General features: G+C 33.9%; 23 protein-coding genes. 7 read left to right on the forward strand and 16 right to left on the reverse strand.

Annotated features, from left to right (window positions below; all coding sequences use genetic code 11):
• Positions 1 to 172 precede the first annotated feature (172 nt).
• From BLR17_RS07485 to BLR17_RS07510, 6 genes are all read right to left on the reverse strand, one after another.
• On the reverse strand, positions 173 to 883 hold the full coding sequence (locus BLR17_RS07485; RefSeq protein WP_066324772.1) for a DUF4369 domain-containing protein: 711 nt from the start codon (positions 881 to 883) through the stop codon (positions 173 to 175).
• 95 nt (positions 884 to 978) lie between these two features.
• Complete coding sequence (locus tag BLR17_RS07490) at positions 979 to 2,838, reverse strand: M61 family metallopeptidase (protein ID WP_066324769.1); 1,860 nt, start codon at positions 2,836 to 2,838, stop codon at positions 979 to 981.
• Positions 2,839 to 2,927: 89 nt separating this feature from the next.
• Positions 2,928 to 3,206 (reverse strand): DUF2805 domain-containing protein, encoded by a 279-nt coding sequence (locus BLR17_RS07495; RefSeq protein ID WP_066324767.1) that lies wholly within the window; start codon positions 3,204 to 3,206, stop codon positions 2,928 to 2,930.
• Between the two features lie 379 nt (positions 3,207 to 3,585).
• Positions 3,586 to 4,476: a DMT family transporter gene (locus BLR17_RS07500; RefSeq protein WP_066324765.1), complete on the reverse strand. Its 891-nt coding sequence runs from the start codon at positions 4,474 to 4,476 to the stop codon at positions 3,586 to 3,588.
• A 70-nt stretch (positions 4,477 to 4,546) separates the two neighbouring features.
• Positions 4,547 to 5,713, reverse strand: a complete 1,167-nt coding sequence (locus tag BLR17_RS07505; RefSeq protein ID WP_066324763.1) for a DUF1501 domain-containing protein — start codon at positions 5,711 to 5,713, stop codon at positions 4,547 to 4,549.
• Positions 5,714 to 5,740: 27 nt separating this feature from the next.
• The gene (locus tag BLR17_RS07510; protein WP_066324760.1) at positions 5,741 to 7,135 is read right to left on the reverse strand and encodes a DUF1800 domain-containing protein; all 1,395 of its coding nucleotides are present in this window, start codon (positions 7,133 to 7,135) and stop codon (positions 5,741 to 5,743) included.
• A 211-nt stretch (positions 7,136 to 7,346) separates the two neighbouring features.
• Between BLR17_RS07510 and BLR17_RS07515 the strand changes: the two genes are divergently transcribed.
• Positions 7,347 to 7,808, forward strand: a complete 462-nt coding sequence (locus BLR17_RS07515) for a hypothetical protein (RefSeq protein ID WP_066324758.1) — start codon at positions 7,347 to 7,349, stop codon at positions 7,806 to 7,808.
• A gap of 203 nt (positions 7,809 to 8,011) precedes the next feature.
• Here the strand turns inward: BLR17_RS07515 and BLR17_RS07520 are convergent, their stop codons facing one another.
• The 10 genes from BLR17_RS07520 to recF all read right to left on the reverse strand — a co-directional run bounded on the left by BLR17_RS07520 (position 8,012) and on the right by recF (position 18,200).
• Positions 8,012 to 9,400, reverse strand: coding sequence for an MFS transporter (locus BLR17_RS07520; RefSeq protein ID WP_066324757.1), 1,389 nt, complete (start codon positions 9,398 to 9,400; stop codon positions 8,012 to 8,014).
• 904 nt (positions 9,401 to 10,304) lie between these two features.
• Entirely contained in the window at positions 10,305 to 10,592 is a 288-nt protein-coding gene (locus BLR17_RS07530) for a hypothetical protein (protein ID WP_139068319.1), read from the reverse strand.
• Between the two features lie 101 nt (positions 10,593 to 10,693).
• Complete coding sequence (locus tag BLR17_RS07535) at positions 10,694 to 11,431, reverse strand: hypothetical protein (RefSeq protein WP_066324750.1); 738 nt, start codon at positions 11,429 to 11,431, stop codon at positions 10,694 to 10,696.
• 228 nt (positions 11,432 to 11,659) lie between these two features.
• A complete protein-coding gene (locus BLR17_RS07540) occupies positions 11,660 to 12,211 on the reverse strand; it encodes an RNA polymerase sigma factor (RefSeq protein ID WP_066324748.1) in 552 nt (183 codons plus the stop codon).
• On the reverse strand, positions 12,202 to 13,308 hold the full coding sequence (locus tag BLR17_RS07545; protein WP_066324745.1) for a glycosyltransferase: 1,107 nt from the start codon (positions 13,306 to 13,308) through the stop codon (positions 12,202 to 12,204). Before BLR17_RS07545 ends, BLR17_RS07540 begins: the two co-directional genes overlap by 10 nt.
• Positions 13,309 to 13,439: 131 nt before the next feature.
• A complete protein-coding gene (gene murB, locus BLR17_RS07550) occupies positions 13,440 to 14,453 on the reverse strand; it encodes a UDP-N-acetylmuramate dehydrogenase (RefSeq protein WP_066324742.1) in 1,014 nt (337 codons plus the stop codon).
• Between the two features lie 146 nt (positions 14,454 to 14,599).
• Positions 14,600 to 15,673, reverse strand: coding sequence for a glycosyltransferase (locus BLR17_RS07555; RefSeq protein ID WP_066324741.1), 1,074 nt, complete (start codon positions 15,671 to 15,673; stop codon positions 14,600 to 14,602).
• A gap of 175 nt (positions 15,674 to 15,848) precedes the next feature.
• A complete protein-coding gene (locus tag BLR17_RS07560) occupies positions 15,849 to 16,526 on the reverse strand; it encodes a DUF2461 domain-containing protein (protein ID WP_066324739.1) in 678 nt (225 codons plus the stop codon).
• Positions 16,527 to 16,556: 30 nt separating this feature from the next.
• Positions 16,557 to 16,946, reverse strand: coding sequence for a rhodanese-like domain-containing protein (locus BLR17_RS07565; RefSeq protein WP_066324737.1), 390 nt, complete (start codon positions 16,944 to 16,946; stop codon positions 16,557 to 16,559).
• 174 nt (positions 16,947 to 17,120) lie between these two features.
• Entirely contained in the window at positions 17,121 to 18,200 is a 1,080-nt protein-coding gene (recF, locus tag BLR17_RS07570; protein ID WP_066324735.1) for a DNA replication/repair protein RecF, read from the reverse strand.
• Between the two features lie 242 nt (positions 18,201 to 18,442).
• Here recF and BLR17_RS07575 point away from each other — a divergent pair, with 242 nt between their 5' ends.
• From BLR17_RS07575 to BLR17_RS07600, 6 genes are all read left to right on the forward strand, one after another.
• Positions 18,443 to 19,216 carry a tetratricopeptide repeat protein gene (locus BLR17_RS07575; RefSeq protein WP_066324727.1) on the forward strand — a complete coding sequence of 258 codons (774 nt, stop codon included), beginning with the start codon at positions 18,443 to 18,445 and terminating at the stop codon, positions 19,214 to 19,216.
• Positions 19,217 to 19,312: 96 nt separating this feature from the next.
• Positions 19,313 to 19,888 carry a 6,7-dimethyl-8-ribityllumazine synthase gene (gene ribH / locus BLR17_RS07580; protein WP_066324725.1) on the forward strand — a complete coding sequence of 192 codons (576 nt, stop codon included), beginning with the start codon at positions 19,313 to 19,315 and terminating at the stop codon, positions 19,886 to 19,888.
• 152 nt (positions 19,889 to 20,040) lie between these two features.
• On the forward strand, positions 20,041 to 21,936 hold the full coding sequence (mutL, locus tag BLR17_RS07585) for a DNA mismatch repair endonuclease MutL (protein ID WP_066324723.1): 1,896 nt from the start codon (positions 20,041 to 20,043) through the stop codon (positions 21,934 to 21,936).
• Positions 21,933 to 22,682, forward strand: a complete 750-nt coding sequence (locus BLR17_RS07590) for a rhomboid family intramembrane serine protease (protein WP_066324721.1) — start codon at positions 21,933 to 21,935, stop codon at positions 22,680 to 22,682. Before mutL ends, BLR17_RS07590 begins: the two co-directional genes overlap by 4 nt.
• A gap of 40 nt (positions 22,683 to 22,722) precedes the next feature.
• Positions 22,723 to 23,595: a rhomboid family intramembrane serine protease gene (locus BLR17_RS07595; RefSeq protein ID WP_066324719.1), complete on the forward strand. Its 873-nt coding sequence runs from the start codon at positions 22,723 to 22,725 to the stop codon at positions 23,593 to 23,595.
• A 43-nt stretch (positions 23,596 to 23,638) separates the two neighbouring features.
• Positions 23,639 to 24,685 (forward strand): endonuclease/exonuclease/phosphatase family protein, encoded by a 1,047-nt coding sequence (locus BLR17_RS07600; protein ID WP_066324718.1) that lies wholly within the window; start codon positions 23,639 to 23,641, stop codon positions 24,683 to 24,685.
• The last annotated feature ends 19 nt before the right edge of the window (positions 24,686 to 24,704 follow it).

Genomic DNA, 24,704 nt, shown 5'->3' on the forward strand with positions numbered 1-24,704 from the left:
TTTATTGTTGAATTCGTTTTGTAGGATTTGTTTATAAACCAAAAATAAAAAAAAGGGAGTTTTTTTGGAAAACAAAATACAAAAAAATGAAGATTTTGGTTGAAAAGGAAACAAAAAAAGCATTTCAAATAAACTGAAATGCTTTTGTATTGAATGTGTTATTCTTAATATATTAGTTCGTGGTTTTTAAAGCTTTGATGTATTGGGTTAATTTTTTTCCATACATAGATTGGGCTACCTTTGGAGTCAATGATTGTTGTATTGTATCTAAATACTTGATGTTAATGTCATATACTTCGGCTAAAGCAATGTAAGGTGCAATTTCGTGATCTTTATTGTTCATCGCAAAATTAACAGCAAAAAGATATCTGCGTTTCGTGTTTAAATCTTGTAGTCGATTTATACTGTCAATTGCTTTAATATCTTTTCGTTTAATTGCTTTAAACTTTTTTTCAATAAGATCTAAATTCTCATTTTTATATCTTTCGGTAGTTTTTTTATAATCATCGTATAATTCCTGATTTTTGGAACCTGTAATTTTAGCAGCTGAAAGAAAGGAATCTAAATTGGTTTCGATATTCATTTTTCCTGCTTCAGCAAAAAACATAAGATTGTTGTCTAGTGAATTGCTAACGCCACGATCTAAAAACAGATAAAGCATTTCAGGAGATTTTAAATCTATATAACTTTCAAAATTTGAATTTCCGTCAATTTTAATAGTATCTATGGCAACCAGAGAAGTGTCAACAACTTTTTGGATATAAAGTGTTCCTTCTTTAAGACCTTTTACATTTCCGGTGATGTGTAAATTCCCTTTTGGTTCTTTTTTGTCGCATGAAACAATAAATAATATAGCGGCGAATGCAAGAATTGTTTTTTTCATTGGTAGTTTTATTTTGTGCAAAGTAAAGAAAATAGTTGAAAAAGAGAAGAACTAGTCCTATTCTGTTTTCAAAGCGCTTCTTTTTTTAAATTATTTTATCCTTTTAACCAGGCCTCTTTTAATTGTTTTTTAGATTCATCTGTTACTGTAATGTTTTCTTTTTCTTCATTAGGAAATTTTACGGTTCCTTTTAGAAGTTCTTCTTTACCATTACGTTTAATTTTTACGATAATAGGTTCGTTTTCTTTCCATTTGGTACTTTGGTTAATCAGGTCGTAAATGTTGTCATAAGTATAAGCTATGTCGTTAATGGATAAGATAATATCGCCGCCTTTTAATTTAAGATTATCAAAGAATATATTTAATTCCATATCGGGAACAACAAAAATTTCTTTAGAAGCAGGATTCACATTCACATAAGGAGTACTGTTGTCTTTTAAGAAAATAGCTCCCGGCACTTGAATTTTTGATTTTCCAAGTCCCATTTTGGCTAAATAAACTTCATAAGGAATAGGAGTAGGTCCGGCTACATAGGTTTTTAAAAAATCGCCCACTTCAGGATAGCTTAATTCAGTTATTTTATCAAAAAGTTCTTCATCATTAAATGGTTTTGAAATACCATATTCATTTGATAATTTTTGCATCAAATCCAGAATCCCTCTTTGGCCATTACTTTTTTCGCGAATAATAATATCGATACACATTCCAATTAATGCTCCTTTTTGGTACACATTTAAGTATTGACTTTTATAAGGTTCTTTTAAGACATTAGCGCTCATTGTAGTAAATGGCATTGTATCGTTGAGAGCTTTGGCTTCTTCAATTTTTTCTGCCATTCGGTTATAGAAATCAGTTTCAGAAATCAAACCTTGATCTATTTGAAAAAGATTAGCAAAATATTCAGTCACACCTTCGTACATCCACAAATGTTGGGACATTTTTGGCGCATTATAATCAAAATCCTGAATTTCTTTTGAATGAATGGTTAGTGGAGTTACAATATGAAAGAATTCATGTGAAACAACATCCATCATTGATTTTACTAATTCGTCTTTTTCCATCATTTCCGGCAATACCACAGTAGTTGCTGTGGGATGTTCCAGTGCTCCAAAGCCATGTGCGTCGTTTTCTTTTAAACTGGATAAATATAAAAGAACCGAATATTTTTTAGTCGAATTGATTTTACCTAAGAACTTTTTTTGAGCCGTCATCATGGTTTTCATTTCAGGTGTAATGCTCTCGGCGGTATATTTTCCGGTTGGAGAATACACACATATTTGAATATCCATACCATCTACGTTAAAAGTAGTATAATCAGGTTTAGAATACATAATTGGGTTTTCAACCAATTCGGCATAACGAGAAGTTACAAAAAGATCCGTTGTTACACTACTGTCTTTATCAATCATAGAAGTAGCTCCCCACAGATTGTCAGGATGATTGATACTGAGTTGATATGGAGTTGCCAGGAAATTGTCAAAATACCCAATAAAGCAGTGTGTGTTAATCATAAAATTTTCAGCTGCGGCAATATTGGATCCGGCTGGTGAAAAAACATCATCCTGACCAAATCCGGTTCCTTTTTCGGTATCAAAAGTGTCGCTTACTAAGTAAGTTATTTTGTTTAAAGATTTTGCTTTGGAAATTGTCCACGAATTTTGGTCTGTTTTTTTAACAGTCAGCAAGTTGCCTTTTTTGTCGTAAGCTTTTAAATCTTCGATGTATTTTCCATAGTTATCTTCAGAATAGGTTCCCGGAACGGTTTTAGGAATGTGATAACTAATTTCGTTAGAGTTTATTTTAGGTGCATTTACAGTAACTAAAACCTGATCGTTTTTTACCTCATTCAAATTGATGCTGGCCTGAATAATTGCTGTTTTGCTTTTGTTGTTATTAATGGTTTTACAGCTCCAAAGTAATGAAGTGAAAGCAAATGCAAATAATAATTTTCTCATGTAATGTTTAGGTATTAAATAGTTTTTCGCTGTTTTGAACAGTGCAAATGAGATAAAAAAAACACTCGTTTTTAAGAGTGTTTCTAAGATTAGTCTAATTTGTTTTTGATATAATATTTTCCATCTAAATCGTCATCAAAATCATCAATTTTAAGCGGTTTCGGTTTCGGTTTAGTAGCTGTAGCTTTCTTTTTCCACATTTCAAATTTTTCCAGAGGCATCTTTTTTTTCATGATTTCCAGAACTTCTTTTTCAGCCAATCCAAACTCTTTTTTTATAATTTCGAATGGATTTCTTTCCTCCAGGGCTAATGTGACAAGCTTTTCAGTTTGCTCAAAGCTAAGTTCTTTACGGTTACTCTTTTTCATCACGTGAAAATTTATTCTAAATAGTTTTTTTTAAATTAAAATGATTTTATAATAGATTTCAATATTAATAAAAAAAATAATTATTTCACATTTTCCGCGGTTTTTTTTGTTTAGTTTTTTAGGCTTTGTATTAGCCATCCAAGAAACGATTCGTTTTTGAATAATTCGTGTTTATAGCTTTGAATATTAAGCTTTTCTTAAATTTTATGTCAAATACTAATTGAGATTTTATGCTTCTTTTACAAAAACAAATTGATAAATGAATCCAGATGCAAAGCGCTCCTCTAATTTAATACCTTCTGAGATGAAAAATGAGCTGAATTTCTGTGAGTATTGATAGTTAGAATATTAATTACATTCATGTTTGCTCAAATCTTTTTTATTTTTTTAGACGGATGTTCATAAAAATTATGGCAGCAATAATTAAAAAAATACCCAGCCATTGCTCTAAAATAACTTTCTCCGCTAATAGAAAATAGGCCATCATGACCGAAACAGGTAATTCTAATGTAGAAACAATACTTCCCAATCCAATACCTGTGAGAGGGAATCCCATATTGAGTAACAGGGGAGGAATTATAGTTCCAAATAAGGATAAAATAAATCCCCACTTGATGAAAATAGAAAAATTAAAAGCCGTATTCTGGGTTAAAAGCCCAAAGACAATTACTATCAATGCACCTCCAATAATCATAAATAAACTGCGTTGCAACGAAGAAATTTCGACAGCAATTTTATTAGAACTATACATATTGGCAGTATAAGCAGCCGCGGCTAATAATCCCCAAAAGAAGCCTTTCCATTCAATAACAAGGCTTTCATGAAGTAAATTTGTTGCTAAAACAGTTCCTGTTAATGTGAGCAGGACCGAAAAGATTTTTTGGGTTGAAGGCCGTTTTTTATCTAAAAACATTTCGAGAACGACTCCCATCCAAACCGTTTGCATCAACAAAACGATACTAATAGAAACAGCAACATATTTTACGGATAGGTAATAAAAAACACTTGTAAAACCTATGGACGTTCCTGCAAGGATTAGCTGGCGTATTTGATGTTTAGATACTTGAACTTCTTTTTTGTTCGTGCTTTTTTTTTGAAAAAGATTAAGAATTATCAATCCGACAAGGCCTAACGAAAATTGAGAACCACTTAATTCGGCAGTAGTATAACCTTCTAAATAAGCCATTTTAACAAAAGTAGCAAGCATACCATAACAACTGGCTCCTAATCCTACAAGTAATACCCCTTTTAAAGTTTTGTTTTTAATCATTACCGCCTTTTTTGACTCTGTAAAAATAGGAATTACAATAAGGAAACAAAACTTTAAAAGGGGTGAAATATTAAAACAAGTCTTGTAATGGTGTACTTTTTATCCCGATTTTATGGTAATCAAAAGCCATTTTTTCTTTTAATAAACTCGCATAGACAGATCTAAAGTCAATTTGGTATTTCAAATCACCTTGAGATAAATCAGCAAGGTTAGGATTGTTCCCTATGACTTTTCCTTGGTTTTGTCCGCCTATTACAAACATTGGTGCAGCGGTTCCGTGATCGGTACCGTTTCCGTTGTCTTTTACTCTTCGTCCAAATTCAGAAAAAACAACGATTGTTACATTTTGAAGTAAATTGGCTTTTTTCAAATCCTGATAAAAGCTGTATAAAGCGCTGTCTAATTCTTTGAATTTATTGTTTTGAATGGTTAATTGATTGTCATGTGTGTCATAACCACCTTGTGAAGTGTAGTAGACTTTCGAATTTAAATTTCCTTTAATCAATCGGGCAATCCATTCCAGATTTTTCCCTAATGCATTTTTAGGGTAGGTGGTTTCGGCGGTTGATTTGCCTAAGGCAGTCTGAATTTCTTCTGAACCTTCTAAAACCGAATTGGCTACTTTTCGAACAAAATCTAAGGAAGGATTTTCAGATAAAACATCTGTTTCTTCTTTGATGTTTTTGATTTTAAATCGGTCTGGATCTTTTACAGTAATAGAGTTTGGACTATCTCCTTTTAAAGATAAATTATCAATTGAATCGATGTTAATTCCCGCTGTAGGAGTGTGCGTTACACATTGTAAATCTAAATAGCGTCCCAGCCAGCCTTCGTTGATATATTGACTTGAATCGGAAGCGGTTTGCCATATTTCCTGACTTCTAAAATGCGATCGATTCGGCTCAGGATAACCTACGTTTTGAATCACGGATAAATCGCCATTTTGTTGCATTTGAGCAAATCCTTTTAACGAAGGATGGAATCCCATGCCTTTAGTGGTCGAAATCACTTCGTTTTTAGAAATAGCAATATTGGGACGCAAGTCATAATACAAAGGATCTTCAAAAGGGATGAACGTATTTAATCCGTCGTTTCCGCCATTCAATTGGACAAAAACTAAGCATTGTTCTCCTATAATCAGGTTTTTTTGAGTAGCATAAGAAAACAAAAAATTAGGAAGCAACAGGGTTCCTCCTGTTAATGTTCCTGTAAGCGATAGAAAATTTCTTCTGTTCATAATCAGATAATTAAAGGGAGGTTGCTTTTAAATTAATTGAAATTCAGGTTCTTTAACTATTGCATTAAAAAGTCGTAAAACCGCTTGATTGGCATTTTGAGCATAGGCATCAAAATCGTATTTCAGGATATTTTCAAAGTCTTTCTGACTTTCGTTGTCTATTTTAAATAATAATCTGTTCGATAACTCGCCAATGATTTCTTTGTTAGTGCCCTGTTTCCAATTTAGATTAACCGTAGTTTTTCTGAAATTGGGGCGATTATCATTTTCCTCCATCATAGTTCCCATGGCTTTTTGGTTGAAAATTTCTCTTCCGCTGCAATACAAATCAGCCAGGTTGTTGCGCTGTAAATAAATTTGTGATGTCAGCCATGATTTGCCGCCTTCCCAACCTTTTACATTAGGCTGGTTAAATAAATCCATGCCTTGTCCTTTTAGAAATGCCACTATCGGTCGGTTCGTTCTTGGATTAATTTGCAATTCGGAAAGGATATGTAAACTGTATTCCAAAGGATTTTTGATTTTGGAACCGGCCGTTTTTTTATCAAATTCTTCGGTAATTATTTTTTCCAATAAAGGTTTGATTTCAAAATTCTGCTTTCTGAAATAATCACCATAATAGGTTACCAGGGTTTCGCTTGGTGTATCATAAATAAACCATTGCAGAATTTTACGGGTAAAAAGATAGGGACTGTTTTTTTGTTTGAAGATAATATCAACGATGTCATCTGCTTTAAAATGTCCTTTTTTGCCCAAATAAACAATTTCAGAATCGTCGGCAATTCGGTCATGATAAATACCGCCATTATCTCCATAACTAAGACCAGCTAAGGCTTTCGCTCCGTTTTTGATATCGTCTTCGGTATAGTTGCCAATGCCCAGAGTGAAAAGTTCCAGTAACTCCCGACTTAAATTTTCGTTGATTTTTCCTTTTCGGTTGTCCACATTATCTAGATAGCGAATCATCGCATTACTCTTGATAATGGCTTTCGTTAATTCTTTAAAATTACCAAAAGCATGTTTTCTAAGTAGTTGGTTATGTTCAAAAATCCAATAATTGACTTTTACTTTTTGATAAGTAGCCACAAAATGATTGTGTAACAGCAAGGTCATTTTTTCCCGAAGCGGAAAAGGGTCGTTTCTCATCTTGTCTATCCACCAGAATTTCATTTCTAAGGAAGTAAGGGCTTCCTGTCTTTGAAATTCTTGTTTTTTTTCTCTGTCTAATGCCCCGTTTTTTTGACGTTGCGCTCTAAATTCAGCCAGTGTTTGGGGGCTGTCTTTTAGAAAATCGGGTAGGTTGTTGTTAAAATCAGTTTTGAAGGAAGCTTCAAGGAATCTAGAAATTCCCATTTTTTCAATGTTTGCTGCTTGCTGGTTTGAAAAGCCCAAACGGAGGGACCAAAGAGTGTTGTGGTTCATAACGAGTAGGATTTAGCCCCGTACCGAGACTTCAGTATCGGGATGGTTTTTGTTTGGTTGTTGGTAATTAAGATGTTAAATAAAGCAAAAGGTTTAATGAAATCCAATTTTTATTTTGTTTTCAAAAAAAATAGTTGTCAGGGTAGGGAAAATGTGCTTATGGTTGTCTTATTGTAGAAAGTGATTTTTACGAACCATTATTATTTGAATTATGAAAAGTATAAAAATAATTGCAGCATTTATTTTTTTGGGGTCAATTGCCATAAATGCTCAGGAAGCTAAAGTAAAAAGTGAGACCACAGTCAATAATCATTCCGACAGCATGTCTTATTATCAAAAACGTGGTGTAGAAGACGCTCAGTATGAGTTGGCATTTACCGCTGAAACTAAAGAAAAGGGAAAGTCTTTTTGGAAAGAACAAAAAGAATACGAAAAAGCCTTGAAGCAAAAAGATAGAAAAGCGTATCGGGCTTATATGGCGGCGAAGAAAGAAACCTACATGGAACATTACGATCATTGTGATGGACATTGCCATCATGACCCTATGTTTTATACTTATGCAGGCTATTATTACTATGGTTATGAAAGTCCTTATTATCAAAGAAGCTACAGTCCGTCGACAACTACTACCCGAATTACCGTAGGTGCCCCAAGCCTGCGTTTAGGTCTTTAATGCGTTAAAGACTGAGAAACTCCGTCTCGTTTTTTAGAACGGGACGGAGTTTTGTTGTTTATACAGCGTTTTATTTCAAAACGAATTATTTCTTAAAATTTAGTAATATGAGAAAGGCTGTCTTATCAGGACAGCCTTTCTTTTTTTTAACAATAACCAAAACAGTAATTTGTTTTTATATCCTTTGTGGATTTAAAATTATGTTATTTAGATTTTACATAAACTACAGCAGGAATTACATCGCCTTTTACTTCGGTTTCTTCTTCTTTGTGTTTAACTGCAAATTTTACAGCCAAAACAACAACTCCTGTCATTAGAATTATGATTCCTAATATGTAAAAAGCATTGGTGTAATCAATTAAATCTTTAGTTTGTGCTATTCCGGTTTCATCAATTACATCTTTAGAAAATTTAACTGCTTTTGCTTTGAATAAGAAAGCAATCAACATCGCTCCAATGTTTCCTCCTGCACCTACAATTCCTGCAACACTACCTACTGCTTTTGGATTTACGAAAGGTACCAAGCTGTAAGTAGCTCCGTTTGCCATTTTTAAACTTACTCCAAATAAGAACATTAAAAAGATAGCAACTCCTAATTGATCCGTCATACCAAAGAAAATAATTCCGATTCCTTCTAATACAAGTAATAAGGCTAATAATAAATTTTTACCTGAAAAACCATAGCTTTTACCCACTTTGTCAGCAACGATACCTCCTAAAGGTCTTGCGAAAAGATTGATTAATCCAAAAATACCTGCACAGATTCCGGCTGTTTTTAATGATGCACCAAAAGTATCCGTGAAGTAAATAGGAGCAAAATTATCAATAGTGATTTCTACACCAAAACAAGCAGCATAAGCAACTGTTAAAACCCAAGTACGGTAATCTTTAACAGCAAGCATAAAAGTGTTTTCTTTATTGCTGTTTTGAATACCAAGTTCTTTGTAGTTTCCGTTTGGTAAATCTTTAGTATATCTGAAATAGATAAAAGCAAAGAACAATAACATGAATCCAGGAACAATCATAGCATATCTCCAGCTGTCTTGTTCAGAACAAAGTCCTAAACCTACACATCCTGCAGCAATTATAGGCATCATGATATTAGCTAAACCTGCACCAGCATTACCAAAACCTCCTGCTGTAGCATTTGCCGTTCCTTTAATAGACGGAGCAAACATTACTGAAGTATGAAATTGTGTAATTACAAATGAAGCTCCAATAACACCAATAGCTAATCTAAAGAAAAGGAAACTTTCATAAGATTGTGAAGTTCCAATTAAAAATACCGGTATCGAACAAACTACTAATAACCAGGTGTAGGTTAATCTTGGGCCAAATTTATCCACTAATCTACCGATTAATAGACGGGCAATAATGGTTGCGGATACAGCTGCAATTTGAATATTTCCTAATTGGTCTTTTGTAAGGTGTAATTGCTCTTTAGCCAATGGCATAAGAGATGACATACCAAACCATGCAAAAAAGGAAAAGAAAAAAGTTAACCATGTAATGTGAAAGGTACGCATTTGAACGCCTTTTCCACTAAAAATGTTTAAACTTGAAAGCGGTTGATTTGTTGAAATTGAACTCATTTTTAAAGAATTTAATTGTTTATTTTGTCTTGTTTTGTTTTCGCTCGTTTTAAGTAGTGAACTTACGTCTAAGTGTTTTACTTATTCACAAGGCAAAATTACTAGCATTGTTTGGATTAAAAGTTGCGAAAACGCAGTTTTTGGAAAATAATTACGTATTTTTACTTAAGTATTTGTTAAGTGTAATGACTTATAGTTACGTATGGATAATAAAAACGTACTGTTTGCAAGGGTTTTAAAGCTTTGAGTAGAAAAAAATGAGACTTAGAAACTTTTCTACGTAACTAATTCGTTTTATTGATTTTTGTTGCATTTTGTGCGAAAAGACTTTTTTAAAAATATGAAACCGCTAGGAGGATACGAAAATTAAGTTGTTGTTGCGCACAATCTTGTCATTCCGTAGGAATCTCATCAAGTAATTCTACAAAGAAAAATGCCACACGAAAGGATTCTTGCGGCGTGGGGCTAACCGGGCGGTTGGGGCATTATCATACTGTTATAGAACCTAAAAAAGGCGCAATGGTACTAAAAACATCCTGTAGCGTACTTAAAAAGTACCTTAGGGTACTTAAAAACGCCCATTTGCGGAGTAAAAAAAGACGTTATAGTACTAAAAAGAGTCCCTTAACGTACTTAAAAAAGACTATTAGATACTTTTTTGGTTTGTATATAGAACCTTTTTGGTTCGTATTAGGGATAAAAAAAGCCCCTTTTGTTCAATGGGGCTGGAAATAGTAGTTGTGTTTTACTGTATAGGCATTGATGGTTTGGTAGTGGGGAACTGGTTGTAAATCTATTTTAGGATTAAGTATAAATATGTAAACTTATTTTAGGACGAGACAGAAAAATGCCACACGAAAGGATTCGTACGGCAGCGGGGGGGTATATCTGGGCGGTCGGGGAGTTAATTGTTTTCTTTAACAACAAGTCTATAATTCATTTTATTCCATTTTGAACTTAGCCCATGCAAAAAAATGAGATTACCATATTCGTCCATATTATTAGACCTGCTCGATTTTTGAATCCAAGTCTCATAAAAATTATTGAACTGTTCCTCATTTAATTCAGGAAGTTTATGTCCTGAAATGTCCCAAAGTTTGGAGAACTCCAAAGTCAGTAGCTCTTTAGGCTCAATGTCGTTAATGCCCATTAATTCAAATAACAACTTTAGTTCATTTTCGTCATTTATCATAACAGTCTTGAAATCTGGGAAGTCGTCTACGAACTTACCTATATTTTCGAAACTGTTTAAATCTAACGTATCACTAGCGATAAAATTGAAATTCATTGTAATTAGTAATTTACTTGATTCTTCTTCTCCTTTTGTAAAGCCTCGTAGTCGAAAAATATTTTGATTTCTTGAATAAGTAGCTTATTTATTTTAAGTACCTCTTCAATTGATAATTCGTTATTACATAAATGCTTCATGTCTTCGGCTACCATCTGTTGATCTTTTAAGATATTTTTATCTAGTTCAAAACCGATAATGATTCCATCTTTTGTTATTCTTTTGATTGATTTTATTTCTTTAAATCGGTCATGAAATGTTGTAATTGAATTGTAATGCTCGAGAAGTAAAAAAATTCCATAAATCTTTCCCAAATTTCTTTTTGATAAATTAGTTCCATAGGCAAGGGTATGTTCATAAAGCTTTTCTACACCTATTCTTTCAATCTCTATTCTTGTTCGATTTATTACTGAGAAAAGGTTCTGAATATTAAAAAGAATCGCAAAGGCAATTCTATATTGTACAGTATTTTGATTTTCTGCAAAATCTTGTTCAAACCTTTTTATGTAGTCAGGAAGTGTTAAATTGGATTTCTCTGGATTGTCTTTAATGCTTGGGATATGATATTCTATTTTGTCATAAGTCAAAATATTGAAAAGAACACCAAGATATTTTTTTAGATATAATTTGAAGCTAATTCTAGCTTTCCATTCCTCATATTTTCTCTGAGCAAAAGGAGTTACAACAGAAACTACAACGGCTATGATTGCAATCGTCAATGTCAGTTTTTCGTTTATTGTCATGTCTGTCTGTTTAATTGCACCTAACTAGTTTATACACGCATAAACCAAAATAGTTAGATTCTTTATTGGTATGTTATGCGCATGTTTTAGTTTTTTTGCGTATTATTTCTAATTGCAAAACACAAATATAAAAACTTTTCTTACTTGTAAAAGTCCGAAGCATTGAATTTTCCTTCACATTAAAAAACTCTTAATAAACCTTAAATCTCTTCATGGTTTAAAAAAAAATTATCTCCTGTTATTGATAATCTCGGCCAATAATTTCTTAGCTCTTAGCAGTTTTACTTTGACGTTGTTAAGAGGTTCGTCAATTTTATCGGCTATTTCCTGATAGCTCATTTCCTGAAAATAACGCAGCTGGATGACTTCCTGATAATGCGGTTTCAGTTCTTTGATGTATTGCAGTAATTGCGAGAGGTTTTGCTCAGTGATGAGTTCGTCTTCTTTAGACGGAGTAGTGTCGGCAACATTGTAGGCTTTCTGGTCTTCCTGTTCCGTGATTTCTACAAAAAGGCTGGATTTTCTTTTGCGAAGCATATCAATATACACATTCTTAGCAATCGAAATCAACCAGGTGTTGAATTGAAATTCAGGATTGTAAGTCGCTATTTTGTCAAAAGCCTTCGAGAAAGTTTCTATCGTAATATCTTCGGCATTGGTCTCGTTCTCTGTTCGTTTAAGCATAAATCCATAGACCTCGTTCCAATACTGATTCAACAGAAAAGTAAAGGCGGTTTGGTCTCCCTGTTTTGCTTTTTCGATTTGAGTTTTTATTTCCAATTGACCGGTTTTGAAAAAATATTAGTAAAGAATACGTTAATTTGTGTAAAAATAAGGGCTAATTCTACAATTGGAAACCAAAATTTGATGTCTTTTTCTTTTAATTTACCGGCAGAGAATCCGATGCAAATCCAAGCACACAAATATCTTAAGCCCACTAAACTCAACACCAAAATCCATTGGAATTGGAATGCCAATAAAATGGTTGCCAAAACGATAAATAAGAGTTGGGAGCTGAAAAAGAATCCCAATTGTAACTGGTCAACGGTTTTATAATGTTTAGCAGTAGCTACATGACGTCTTTTTTGGGTAAACCATTCTTTGAATGTTTTCTTAGGTGCTGAATAGGTAAAACTTTCCGGAGTGTAAGCCACTGCCGTGTTACCGCCATTAGCTGCCTCATTAATGAACAAATCATCATCGCCGGAACGCACCTGAATGTGATTGATAAATCCGTTTACCTTGAAAAATTCTTCTTTTTTGTACGCCATATTTCGACCTACTCCCATATAAGGATGTCCTAGTTTAGCCCATGAAAAATATTGGATAGCTGTCAATACCGTTTCAAAACGAATCACTTTGTTCAGGAAGGAATTGGCTATCTTTTCGTAGCCTCCGTAGCCTAAAACGATTGTTTTGTGTAAGGTAAATTGTGAACTCATAGCTGTAATCCAATCTTTTGATGTAGGGAAACAATCTGCATCCGTAAAAAGCAAATATTCTTTTTTAGCCGCCTTGATTCCTAAGGTTAAAGCGTATTTTTTATTGCCCCAAAATGCTTCGTTGTTTTCGACCTTAACGAGACGAATGTTAGAATATTGTTTCTCGAAGGCTTCAAATAATTCTAAAGTGTTATCACTTGATGCATCATCAATCAGAACTATCTCAAAATCAGGATAGTTTTGCTCAGCTAATAACGGAACATATTTGGCCACATTTTCTTCTTCGTTTTTAGCACAAACGATAACAGAAATTGGAATTCGTTTAGGTGTTACTTTTTGTGCTTTGGCGAAAGCAAATTTCCCAAAAACACCTAAATAATACGCAATTTGAATAACAACAATAACAATAAAAAAGTAAAGAATCGGTATAAGCATTTGAGTTTAAAGATTGTTTAATCCCCATCCCGAAGCCTCAGGAAAGGACAGTGCAAAGGTATAAATAGAATTAGGATTTGAAAATGATACAATATGAATTTTAAAGAAAATTTTCTGTCTAATTTTTGATTTTAAATGATGTTAACTTCGGCTTCAATTTGGATTCCAAAGGTTTCAAAAACTGTGTGTTGTACTTTTTTAGCAACTTCCAGGATTTCCTGTCCTGTTGCATTGCCATAATTCACTAAAACTAAGGCTTGATTTTTATGAACTCCTGCATCGCCAAAACGTTTTCCTTTAAAACCGGCCTGTTCAATCAACCAGCCCGCAGGAACTTTGACTTCGGTTGCCGAAACATCATAGAATTTCATTTCAGGGAATTTTTGATGGATTTTTTCGAAATCTACTTTCAGGACAATTGGGTTTTTGAAAAAACTACCGCTGTTTCCCAGTTCTTTAGGGTCAGGTAATTTGCTCTGACGAATAGCGATTACGGCATTGCTTACCTCTTTTAATCCTGGATTTTCAATGCCTTTTTTAGATAATTCACCTAAAATATCACCGTAAGAAGTGTTGATTTTATGATTGCGTTTCGTTAGTTTGAAAACCACCGATGTGATGATGTATTGGCCTTTTACTTCGTGTTTAAAAATACTTTCTCGGTATCCAAAATTGCATTCGGCATTACTGAAAGTTTTCATTTCCTGAGTAGCAATATGGATGGCTTCGCAGGAAACAAAGCTGTCTTTGATTTCAGCACCATAAGCGCCAATGTTTTGTACCGGAGTTGTTCCCACATTTCCCGGAATCAGCGACATATTTTCGAGTCCGCCAAAATTTTGGTCAATGTTCCAAAGTACAAATTCATGCCAGTTTTCACCCGCCTGGGCTTCAACCCAAACGTAATCATCGTCTTCCTGGGTGATTTTTTTTCCTTTCAAATCAATATGAATCACTAAAGCATCGATATCTTTGGTTAAAAGCATATTGCTTCCGCCTCCTAAAATAAATTTCTTTTCATCTTTATGTTCTTTCAAAACAGTTTCCAATTCGTATACGGAGTGAACGGCAACAAATTGTTTGGCTTTGGCTTCAATGCCAAAAGTATTGTAGTTTTTTAAAGAAAAATTTTGTTGAATTTCCATAAAAGAAAGCGCTTTTTAAAGATTGAATTTGCGATTCAAAAGTAAGAATTATAATTTTTGATTTTACCGCAAAGAGGGAAAGTTTCTTTAAACCATTAAGAAATTAAGAAAATTTAGAAAGGAGCTGCTTAAAGAAACTTAATTTTTTAATGGTTTAATTTTGACTGTTCATCAATCAATTCATGGTATTTGTCTGCAATAATCTTCATGTTGGTTTGGTAATTAGCATTTTCTTCCACAAATTTTCTGTTTTGAACAACAGCCTGATTTCTGTAGTCTTTATTTTCAAAAGCCCAAAGAATTTCATCAGCTAACATTTCGGTATCGTTTACCGTAATTAATTGTCCGTTTTCACGATGACGAATCCAACTTTGATTTCCGGGAATGTTCGAAACTATTGGGTAACAACCGCAAGCCATAGCTTCAAATAAAGAGGCCGAAACGCCTTCGGTTACAGGCATGCTGATATAAATATTGGATTGTTCTAGCAATTCAGGAAGTTTGGTATTAGGAATTCTGCCTGTGAAAATGACTTTACTTTCAATTTGCATTTTCGTTGCTAAATCCTTTAAAAAAGTTAAGTTTTTTCCATCGCCAACAATGGTTAAGGTAAAGTCAATTTTTCTTTTATTCAAAAGATAAAAAGCCTGAAGAATAATTTCGTGTTGGTATTCTGGTAACAGTGAACGAGTGACAATCGCATGAATTTTATTAGGATTGGCAGTGTTTTTATTTTCGAATGAACTTAAATCAATTCCTTTGGGCAATACTAAAACTTTGTTCATATCCACTTTGGAATTCTTCATGTGTTCCGCCATTATAGGGCCCCAAGCATGAATAAACGATGCTTTTTTGAAAGCGTAATTTTGTAAAATTCTTTTCAGCGGAATCGTGATGGAATTTTCAGGCCAAAGATCAGTTTTGCCTTGTTGGGCAATGGCTGAGGGGTTTAATCCTGATATTGCCGCCAGAAAACCATAACTGGTAGTTCTTTCGGCAATAATCATATCGGGTTTTTGTAGACGAATGGTTTTTTGAATCGAAAAAGGAGCAATGATGAATTCGAATGTTCTTTTTATTCTGTTGGAAAAAGTAGTATTAGGAGTTTGTAATTCCCAAGTAATAATTTCAAAATCGCCAAATTCTTTCAGACCATTCATCCATGTAATGGCATCGGCACGGTAACTTTCGCCCAGAAAAAGTATTTTTCTTTTTTTCATCAATTATTTATTTGCCACAGATTAAAAAGATTTCCTTGAGTTTTCAAAAATGTTTAACCGCAAAGATTAAATGAAAGATTTTTTATTGTCTTTTAAAACGCAAAGAACACAAAGTTTAAGGTACTTTGCGCAAACTTTGTGTTCTTAGCGGTTAAAAAAAGCTTCAGGATGCTTACTAAAATTCGTCCGTTTCTAAAGCGCGATTCATGAATTCATTCAGAGGTTTTAATAGTATTAATTTCTGACTCATTTTAGAAACAAAGTCTTTTTGTAATACTTCTGAAAAATCTATTTTTTGAATGGTTTCAAAACTTTTCAATTTTAAAAATTCAATCGCTGGATGGTCTTTTTCGTAACCTCTTGGTGGAGTTTTTAGTACGCTTTTTTCATTACGGCTAAAATCGCCAAATTCTCTTTTAAAATTAGGCTCATTCAAAATCGCTTCCAAATCTTCATAGAAAAACGCAATTTCTTTGCGTATTTTTTTCAATTGGTCCGGATCCGGCGAATAAAATCCTCCGGCGATAAAACTGGCTCCTCTCTCGATATGAATGTAATATCCTGCACGATTTGCGTCTTTTAAACCGGAAGAAAGCCAAACACCCATGTGCGATTTATAAGGTGATTTGTCTTTAGAAAAACGAATGTCTCTGTTGATTCTAAAAGTACAATTTTTAATTTCAAGCATTTCTAATGCTGGATCCATCGGTTTCATGGCATCGAGGAAATCACTCACTAACTGATGGTAGTCTTTTTTATAGGCTTCGTATCTTTTTTTGTTGTCCTGAAACCATTCACGATTGTTATTGGCTCTTAAGTCGTCTAAAAATTGCAATGATTCTTTTGTAAGCATTAGGGATGTTTTTTGGTTGTTGTAGGGTTTTTATTTTGCTGTTTTGGCTTCGGCGCTCCATTTAAGGAAGCCTCCATCTAAATTATAGATTTTTTTGAATCCTAATGCTTCCAGTTTTTCGGATGCTTTTAAGCTTCGTTTGCCACTTCGACAATACACATAAACAGCCTTGTTTTTATCGAATTTTTCAGCATTTTTAACAAAGTTTTCTCCTTGCCAATCCACATTTATAGCATTCTCAATATGTCCTTCGGCAAATTCTTCCGGAGTACGGACATCCAGTATTTGTGGTTTTTTGTTTGTCTGTATTTCTTTTGCGAAAGCAGGAACTGCAACTGTTTTAATCTTTGTTGCCGTTTGGGCGTTGGCAAAAAATAGTGTAAATATCAGGGCTAGCGAGAATAAGAATTTGATTTTCATTGGATTTGATTTTATATAGTATCAAAAATAGTTAAAACGACAGACTTTAATAGATTTAATAATAAAATTTTAACCGCAGATTACACAGATTATCACTGATTTTTTCTTTTTCTTTACTAAAAAAACTTAGTGAACTTTGCGGAAAACTTTGTGTCCTTTGTGGTTAAAATAAAATTATAAGTTAAATATTTTATACGACTGATGAGTCAATTTTACAATAGCTTCGGTACGTTCAGGATGAGTGTCTGAAATAAAAAGTTGCCCAAAAGTATCGGAATTGACCATTTCGACAATTTTAGCAACACGGGTTTCATCTAATTTGTCAAAAATATCATCAAATAATAAAATTGGTTTTACGCCACTTTGTTTCTTCAGGAATTCAAACTGAGCCAGTTTTAAGGCAATCAGAAAAGATTTTTGTTGTCCTTGTGAGCCAAATTTTTTGATGGGATGATTATCGATTTCAAAAGATAAATCGTCTTTATGGATTCCCATACTGGTGTAATGTAAGGCTCGGTCTTTATTGATATTTTGCTGTAAAAGTGTCAATAAATCATTTTCAAATAAATGACTTTCGTACACTAGCTGCACTGATTCCTGAGAATCGGTAATGGCGTGATGGTGTTTGTTGAAAATCGGAATAAACTCAGCGATAAACTCTTTTCTTTTTTCGAAAATGTATTTCCCAAAATCGTTGAGTTGCTCATTATATATAGATAAGGTATCGTTGTCAAAAACATGATTCAGGGCAAAATATTTCAACAAGGCGTTGCGCTGACTCATCACTTTTTGGTACTGAATCAATTGTTGCAAATAGTGTGAATCGAGTTGGGAAATAATGCTGTCAATAAACTTTCGGCGGGTTTCGCTGCCTTCGATAATCAAATCCCTGTCGGCCGGGGAAATAATCACGAGCGGAATAAAACCAATATGATCGGAGAATTTATCATAAGCTTTGCCGTTGCGTTTCAGTACTTTTTTTTGTCCTTTTTTTAAACTGCAAACCAGTTGTTCGCTTCGTTCATTTTTAATGAATTCGGCATCAATAACGAAAAACTCTTCACCGTGTTTGATATTTTGAACCGCTAAGGGGTTAAAGTAACTTTTTCCGTAGGACAAATGGTAAATAGCGTCCAGAACATTGGTTTTGCCAATGCCGTTTTTACCCACAAAACAGATGATTTTACCATCAAATTCGAAACTGGCTTCCGAAAAATTTTTATAATTGAATAAAGAAATTTTTTTTAAATACATTTTGTGGTCTGCTGCTGTGCCGTATTTGCTGTTTTTGTTAAGGTTTTTAAAACAGGCTGCAAATTATTGAAAAATATCGATATAAATGGCTTTTGACGCTTTTCTGTTTCAAAAAAAGCCAGGCTTAATTTGATAGAATTTCAATAGAGTAAAAATATTTTCGATTTAGATATAAAATATTAGTTTTTATGTGTGAGTTTCAATAAAAATTTTATTTTTGCGGTTCACTAAATTATTTTTAAATGGCTACGTACAATAAAAGAGGATATAAAGCACCAAAAGAGAAAGAAGTAAAAGAGACAGTAGAAGAAGTTGTAATTGACGAAAAAAACAGTACAACAGCTGAGGTTTTTTCTAAATTAGATGAAACTGCATCAAAAACGGAAGACTGGGTAGCTAAAAACCAAAAAATAATTATTGGTGTAGTAGGAGCTATTGCTTTATTAACAGTGGGTTATTTAAGTTTTCAGAAATTTGTTACTGAACCTAAAGAAGAGGAAGCTGCCAGTGAAATGTTTGTAGCACAACAAAATTTCCAACAAGCTGTTGATGGAGTAGCTAGTGATTCGTTATATAAATTAGCTTTGAATGGTTCAGAAGGGAAATTCGGATTTGTTAAAATAGCTGATGAGTATTCGGGGACTTCAGCCGGAAACCTTGCTAATTATTATGCAGGTCTTGCTTATTTGAATACAGGAAAATATGCTGAGGCTATTGATTATTTAGGCAAATTCAACTCAGAGGATATTGTTTTAAATGCTTTGGCAAAAGGAGCTATCGGTGATGCTTATTCAGAGAAAAAACAGGATAAAGAAGCTTTAGAATATTATGTTAAAGCGGCTGAGTCTAATAAAAATGACTTTACTACGCCACGCTTTTTGTTAAAAGCAGGAAAAACTGCTTTGGCTTTAGGGCAAAAAGAGGATGCTTTGAAGTACTTTACAGATATTAAAGAAAACTACGAAAATGCTCCTGAGGCAGCTTCAGTTGATGCATTGATTGGTTTATCTCAATAATATAAATTAGTATTTAAAGATTGGTGATTGCAGGGAATTGTACTTGTAATCACCAATTTTTATTTATAAATTGAAAGTTTAAAAAATACATTTGATATGGCAACGATTAATAAGAATTTATCTGTTTACGACAAGAGTGCACTTCCTAGTGCGAAGGATTTTCGTTTTGGAGTTGTAGTTTCGGAGTGGAACGAAAACATCACAGAGGGTTTGTATAAAGGAGCTGAAGAGGCTTTGTTAGACAATGAAGTACCGGCGGAAAATATTATTCGATGGAATGTTCCGGGAAGTTTTGAGTTGATTTATGGAGCTAAGAAAATGTTGCAAACTCAAAAAGTGGATGCTGTAATTGCGATAGGTTGTGTGATTCAGGGACAAACAAAGCATTTTGATTTTGTATGTGAAGGAGTGACACAGGGGATTAAAGATTTGAATGTGCAAACGGATATTCCGGTAATTTTTTGTGTATTGACTGATAATACCATGCAGCAATCCATTGACAGAAGTGGCGGAATTCATGGTAATAAAGGGACTGAAGCGGCTATTGCAGCCATCAAAATGGCTTACATTCGTCAGCAGGCTTCGTTAACACATGGATTTGCCAGTCAAAACTTATTGACTTCAGGTGCGATTCAATTAGACGAGGGTACACCTTTGGAATTAAAAGAGTAAACAACTAAATAATTCAGAATGAAACCTATACTGTTTTTGTTAAATAGTATGGGTTTTTTTGTTTTATTTATGATTGGCAAAGACATAAAACCCCATGGAAATTTGTTAAATTTGTGCACCTTTGTTTTTAAACTAATAAATTATATTTTTCAATGTCGAGTATAATTCAGTTGCTTCCTGATCATGTTGCTAACCAAATAGCTGCTGGAGAAGTGGTTCAGAGACCGGCTTCGGTAGTCAAAGAATTGCTTGAAAATGCAGTTGATGCTAATGCAACAGATATCAAGTTGATTATAAAAGATGCTGGGAAATCCTTGGTTCAGGTAATTGACAATGGAAAAGGAATGAATGTGACTGATGCGCGTTTGTGTTTTGCACGTCATGCTACTTCCAAAATTCGTCATGCCGAAGATTTGTTTAGTCTGCATACCAAAGGTTTTCGCGGTGAAGCCTTGGCTTCTATTGCGGCGATTGCTCATGTGGAAATGAAAACCAAGCAGGATCAGGAGGAATTAGGGACACAAATTGTTATCGAAGGGAGTAAATTTGTTTCTCAGGAATCGGCGGTGTTGCCTAAAGGCACTTCATTTGCGGTTAAAAATTTGTTTTTTAATATTCCTGCCCGCCGTAATTTCCTAAAGTCGGATACCGTAGAATATAGGCATATTATTGATGAGTTTCAACGAGTGGCTTTGGCTCACCCGAATATCCATTTTACTTTTTACCACAATGGAAGTGAAATGTTCAATTTGCCTACTTCGACTTTAAGACAACGTGTGGTGAATGTTTTTTCGGGAAAAACCAATGAAAAATTAGTTCCTGTTCAGGAAGAAACAGAAATCGTATCGATTCAGGGATTTGTAAGCAAACCTGAATTTGCTAAAAAAAACAGAGGTGAGCAGTTTTTCTTTGTCAATGACCGATTTATAAAAAGCGGTTATTTGCATCATGCGGTAATGGCGGCTTATGATGGAATTCTGAAAGAAGGAGCACAGCCGAGTTATTTTTTATATTTGACGGTTCCTGCCAATTCTATTGATATCAATATTCATCCTACCAAAACTGAAATCAAGTTTGATGATGAAAGCGCCTTATATGCTATTTTAAGAGCTTCAATCAAACACAGTTTGGGACAGTTTAATGTAGCGCCGGTTTTGGATTTCGACAGGGATGCTAACTTGGATACTCCTTATCATTATAAAGATCTAGAAGGAGTGACACCTACTATTCAGGTGGACAGCACGTTTAATCCTTTTGCAGATGATAAAGTTAATAAACATTATGCAGGGTCAGGTTCGGGTTCGGGTTCTTCAAGTTCAGGTTCTTCTTCCGGTTACAGAAAGCCTGCTGCAACGGCCAGTTGGGAAAGTCTATATGTAGGTTTAAAACAAGAATCAGAATTTCCGACAGAAAGTGCTGAGATTTCTTTTGAAAGTGAAGAAGTGACAGCTTCTTTATTCAATGACGAAGAAGTAGAGCATGCGGTTCAAAATGTGTATCAAATTCATAAAAAATATATTGTTTCTCCTATCAAGTCTGGAATGGTAATTGTGGATCAACAGCGTGCGCATCAGCGGGTTTTGTACGAACAATTTTTGGCTAATATGACCGTACATCAGGCATCGAGTCAACAGTTGTTGTTTCCGTTGAATTTGTATTTTTCGTCTGGCGAAATGGAATTGATTGCCGAGTTGAAACTTTCATTGATAAACACTGGGTTTGTTTTCGAAGATACGAATGATGATCATGTGGTAATTTCTGGAATTCCGGTAAATGTTACCGAGAGTGAAGTTTCGATGCTTTTAGAGCAGTTATTGAGCGATTTGCAGGATGGAATTCCTGAGAATAGTTTTAGTCAAAACGATACCATTGCCAAGTCGATGGCAAAAAGCTTAGCTGTAAAAACAGGTACAAGTTTAACGATAAAAGAACAGGAGAATTTAGTAAATGGTCTTTTTGCCTGCAAAGACCCAAATGTGTCTCCATTTCATAAACCTACTTTCATCACAATGCGTGTGGAAGATATTGATAAAAAATTTGCTATATGATGAATATAACTCCAATTGTTAAGCAATTAATAATAATTAATATTCTTTTTTTTATAGGAACATTGATGGTTGGTGATCCGGCATATCAAATGTTAGCGATGTTTTTTCCGGAAAATTCAAATTTTCATTTTTGGCAGCCTTTAACGCATATGTTCATGCATGGAGGATTTGCTCATATTGCTTTTAATATGTTTGCTTTATACTCTTTTGGTTCAACATTAGAGCATTTTTGGGGTGAAAAGAAATTTTTGTTTTTTTATATTTCCTGTGGATTAGGGGCTGTATTGGTAAATACTGCAGTAAACTATTATTATTTTCAAGACGGATTAAGTGTTTTGATGAATCAGGGTTTTTCAAAAGAGGAAGTTATAGCTGTTTTAAATGGAAAAGCAAATGGTGATCTTGCCCCATTATTGAATGGCATGGATTTTAAAAAATTTATAGAAGCTTATTTTGGAACTGTGGTAGGTGCTTCAGGTGCTATTTATGGTTTGTTAGTTGCTTTTGCTTTTATGTTTCCTAATGCAGAGTTGGGAATTATGTTTATTCCTGTACCGGTTAAAGCCAAATATTTTGTTCCTGTTTATATGCTGCTTTTCGATGGTTTTTTTGGAATCTTCGGTAATTCATTGATGGGAATCGAGTCTGGAATAGCGCATTATGCACACATTGGCGGTGCATTATTTGGTTTTTTGATTATGTGGTATTGGAAGAAAAACCAGTTTAACAGTAACCGTTGGAATTAATTTAGTAAAGGAGTTAAAAACCACTTTAGAAAAAATCTCAATGAATATTTTAGACGACTTAAAAATGCAATACAAGTTAGGAGGAATCGCTAATAGATTAATCTATTGGAATGTGGCTTGTTTCTTGATTTCATTTGTTTTTCCGGGATTATTTCGATTGTTTGGAGTAGAAGTAAATATTTTGCAATATGTTAGTTTGTCTTCTAATCCGGCAGATTTATTATGGAAGCCCTGGTCATTTATCAGCTATTCTTTCTTTCATTCTGATTTTTTTCACATTTTATTCAATATGCTGGTGCTTAATTTTGCCAGTCAGTTGTTTTTAACTTTTTTTACACAAAAACAGTTTTTAGGCTTGTATTTGTTGAGTGCTGTTTTTGCGGGAGCGGTATTTGTAGGTAGTTATTTGATGATGAATATTAGTGCTCCTATGATAGGTGCTTCGGCGGCTATAATGGCTGTTTTGATGGCTGTTACTGTTTGCCAGCCTTTAATGCCGGTTCGGTTACTTTTGATAGGAAATGTAAAATTATGGCATATTACAGCAGTTTTGCTTATACTGGATTTGATGCAATTGCGTTTAGAGAATATGGGTGGTCATATTTCGCATTTGGCGGGTGCTTTTTTTGGATTCGTCTATATGAAAGCTTTACAAAACGGTACCGATATGAGTGTGATTGTGACTAAAATTATTGATTTTTTTGCCAATGGTTTCAAAAGATCACCATCGACACCTTTTAAAAAAGTTCATAAAAATTATTCTAAACCGGTTGAAAAACGAACTGCATCCAGAATTGTAACAAAAGATAAAACACAACAACAAATTGACGAGATTTTGGACAAAATCAGTCAGTCCGGTTATGATAGTTTAACTAAAGAGGAAAAGGATTTTTTATTCAAATCGGGTAAATAATGGTTTGAAGTTTGTGGAGACTTTGGACATTAAATAAAATAAAATGAAAAATCTTTCGTGGTTTAACAGAGGGATGTTTGTTTTAAACATTATCCTTATTGTCGTTACTTTTATCGCTTATGTGTTGCCGTTTTTGGCACCAAAAATCTTTCCTTTATTGTCGGTATTGACTTTGTTTATGCCTGTATTTTTCGTTTTAAATTCTTTCTTTTTCGTGTATTGGGCGGTTCAACTCAAAAAAAGAATGATGATGTCCGGTTTGGCACTTTTAATCGGAATAACGTTTATCAATAAATTTTATAAATTTTCAAACAAGGAATATCCTGAAAGTGAAAAAGATTTTGTGGTGATGAGCTACAATGTCAGGCTGTTTAACTTGTTTAAATGGCAAAACAGGGATGATATTCCGGAAACGATATTAGAGTTTATAAATGATAAGAATCCCGATATTGTGTGTATTCAGGAGTATTCTAATTCGGCTCACGTTGATTTGAAAGTGTATCCGCATCGTGCTATTTTTATGGAAGGAAAGCAAATTAAAACCGGACAGGCTATTTTTTCCAAGTTTCCAATTATTGAAGAGGGGAAAATTTCTTTTCCCAATTCAAACAACAATGTAGTTTATGCCGATATAAAGAAAGGGAAAGATATTATCAGGGTTTATGATATGCAGTTACAATCGATTAAGATTTCGCCTGATGTGAACGAGATTTCCGAAAATATTGATGTGATTAATAAACAAAAATCACAGCTGTTGTTTTTTAGAATTAGTAAGGCTTTTAAACAGCAGCAACAACAGGCTGAAATTTTGAGGGATAATTTGAAAGAATGCCATTATCCGGTTATCATTTGTGGTGATATGAATAACAGTGCCTTTTCGTATGTATATCGCATTATAAAAGGTAGTTTTAAAGACGCGTTTGAAGAGGCAGGAAAGGGTTTTGGTCAAACCTATCGTTTTAAATATTATCCTGCTCGAATTGACTATATTTTTGCCGACAGAGAGATGAAGGTCAAAAAGTTTGAAACTTTTCCTGAATTTGATAATTCAGATCATTTCCCAATCATGGCAAAGCTTTCGTTGGAATAATTTTTAAGCCACGAATTCA

Origin of the sequence: Flavobacterium glycines (assembly GCF_900100165.1) — a bacterium.
GTDB lineage: Bacteria > Bacteroidota > Bacteroidia > Flavobacteriales > Flavobacteriaceae > Flavobacterium > Flavobacterium glycines.

What these genes read in the sequence shown, in the direction of transcription:
- BLR17_RS07485 (WP_066324772.1), bottom strand. Translation starts at nt 883, where the DNA reads ATGAAAAAAACAATTCTTGCATTCGCCGCTATATTATTTATTGTTTCA.
- BLR17_RS07490 (WP_066324769.1), bottom strand. Translation starts at nt 2,838, where the DNA reads ATGAGAAAATTATTATTTGCATTTGCTTTCACTTCATTACTTTGGAGC.
- BLR17_RS07495 (WP_066324767.1), bottom strand. Translation starts at nt 3,206, where the DNA reads ATGAAAAAGAGTAACCGTAAAGAACTTAGCTTTGAGCAAACTGAAAAG.
- BLR17_RS07500 (WP_066324765.1), bottom strand. Translation starts at nt 4,476, where the DNA reads ATGATTAAAAACAAAACTTTAAAAGGGGTATTACTTGTAGGATTAGGA.
- BLR17_RS07505 (WP_066324763.1), bottom strand. Translation starts at nt 5,713, where the DNA reads ATGAACAGAAGAAATTTTCTATCGCTTACAGGAACATTAACAGGAGGA.
- BLR17_RS07510 (WP_066324760.1), bottom strand. Translation starts at nt 7,135, where the DNA reads ATGAACCACAACACTCTTTGGTCCCTCCGTTTGGGCTTTTCAAACCAG.
- BLR17_RS07515 (WP_066324758.1), top strand. Translation starts at nt 7,347, where the DNA reads ATGAAAAGTATAAAAATAATTGCAGCATTTATTTTTTTGGGGTCAATT.
- BLR17_RS07520 (WP_066324757.1), bottom strand. Translation starts at nt 9,400, where the DNA reads ATGAGTTCAATTTCAACAAATCAACCGCTTTCAAGTTTAAACATTTTT.
- BLR17_RS07530 (WP_139068319.1), bottom strand. Translation starts at nt 10,592, where the DNA reads ATGATAAATGACGAAAATGAACTAAAGTTGTTATTTGAATTAATGGGC.
- BLR17_RS07535 (WP_066324750.1), bottom strand. Translation starts at nt 11,431, where the DNA reads ATGACAATAAACGAAAAACTGACATTGACGATTGCAATCATAGCCGTT.
- BLR17_RS07545 (WP_066324745.1), bottom strand. Translation starts at nt 13,308, where the DNA reads ATGCTTATACCGATTCTTTACTTTTTTATTGTTATTGTTGTTATTCAA.
- murB (WP_066324742.1), bottom strand. Translation starts at nt 14,453, where the DNA reads ATGGAAATTCAACAAAATTTTTCTTTAAAAAACTACAATACTTTTGGC.
- BLR17_RS07555 (WP_066324741.1), bottom strand. Translation starts at nt 15,673, where the DNA reads ATGAAAAAAAGAAAAATACTTTTTCTGGGCGAAAGTTACCGTGCCGAT.
- BLR17_RS07560 (WP_066324739.1), bottom strand. Translation starts at nt 16,526, where the DNA reads ATGCTTACAAAAGAATCATTGCAATTTTTAGACGACTTAAGAGCCAAT.
- BLR17_RS07565 (WP_066324737.1), bottom strand. Translation starts at nt 16,946, where the DNA reads ATGAAAATCAAATTCTTATTCTCGCTAGCCCTGATATTTACACTATTT.
- recF (WP_066324735.1), bottom strand. Translation starts at nt 18,200, where the DNA reads ATGTATTTAAAAAAAATTTCTTTATTCAATTATAAAAATTTTTCGGAA.
- BLR17_RS07575 (WP_066324727.1), top strand. Translation starts at nt 18,443, where the DNA reads ATGGCTACGTACAATAAAAGAGGATATAAAGCACCAAAAGAGAAAGAA.
- ribH (WP_066324725.1), top strand. Translation starts at nt 19,313, where the DNA reads ATGGCAACGATTAATAAGAATTTATCTGTTTACGACAAGAGTGCACTT.
- mutL (WP_066324723.1), top strand. Translation starts at nt 20,041, where the DNA reads ATGTCGAGTATAATTCAGTTGCTTCCTGATCATGTTGCTAACCAAATA.
- BLR17_RS07590 (WP_066324721.1), top strand. Translation starts at nt 21,933, where the DNA reads ATGATGAATATAACTCCAATTGTTAAGCAATTAATAATAATTAATATT.
- BLR17_RS07595 (WP_066324719.1), top strand. Translation starts at nt 22,723, where the DNA reads ATGAATATTTTAGACGACTTAAAAATGCAATACAAGTTAGGAGGAATC.
- BLR17_RS07600 (WP_066324718.1), top strand. Translation starts at nt 23,639, where the DNA reads ATGAAAAATCTTTCGTGGTTTAACAGAGGGATGTTTGTTTTAAACATT.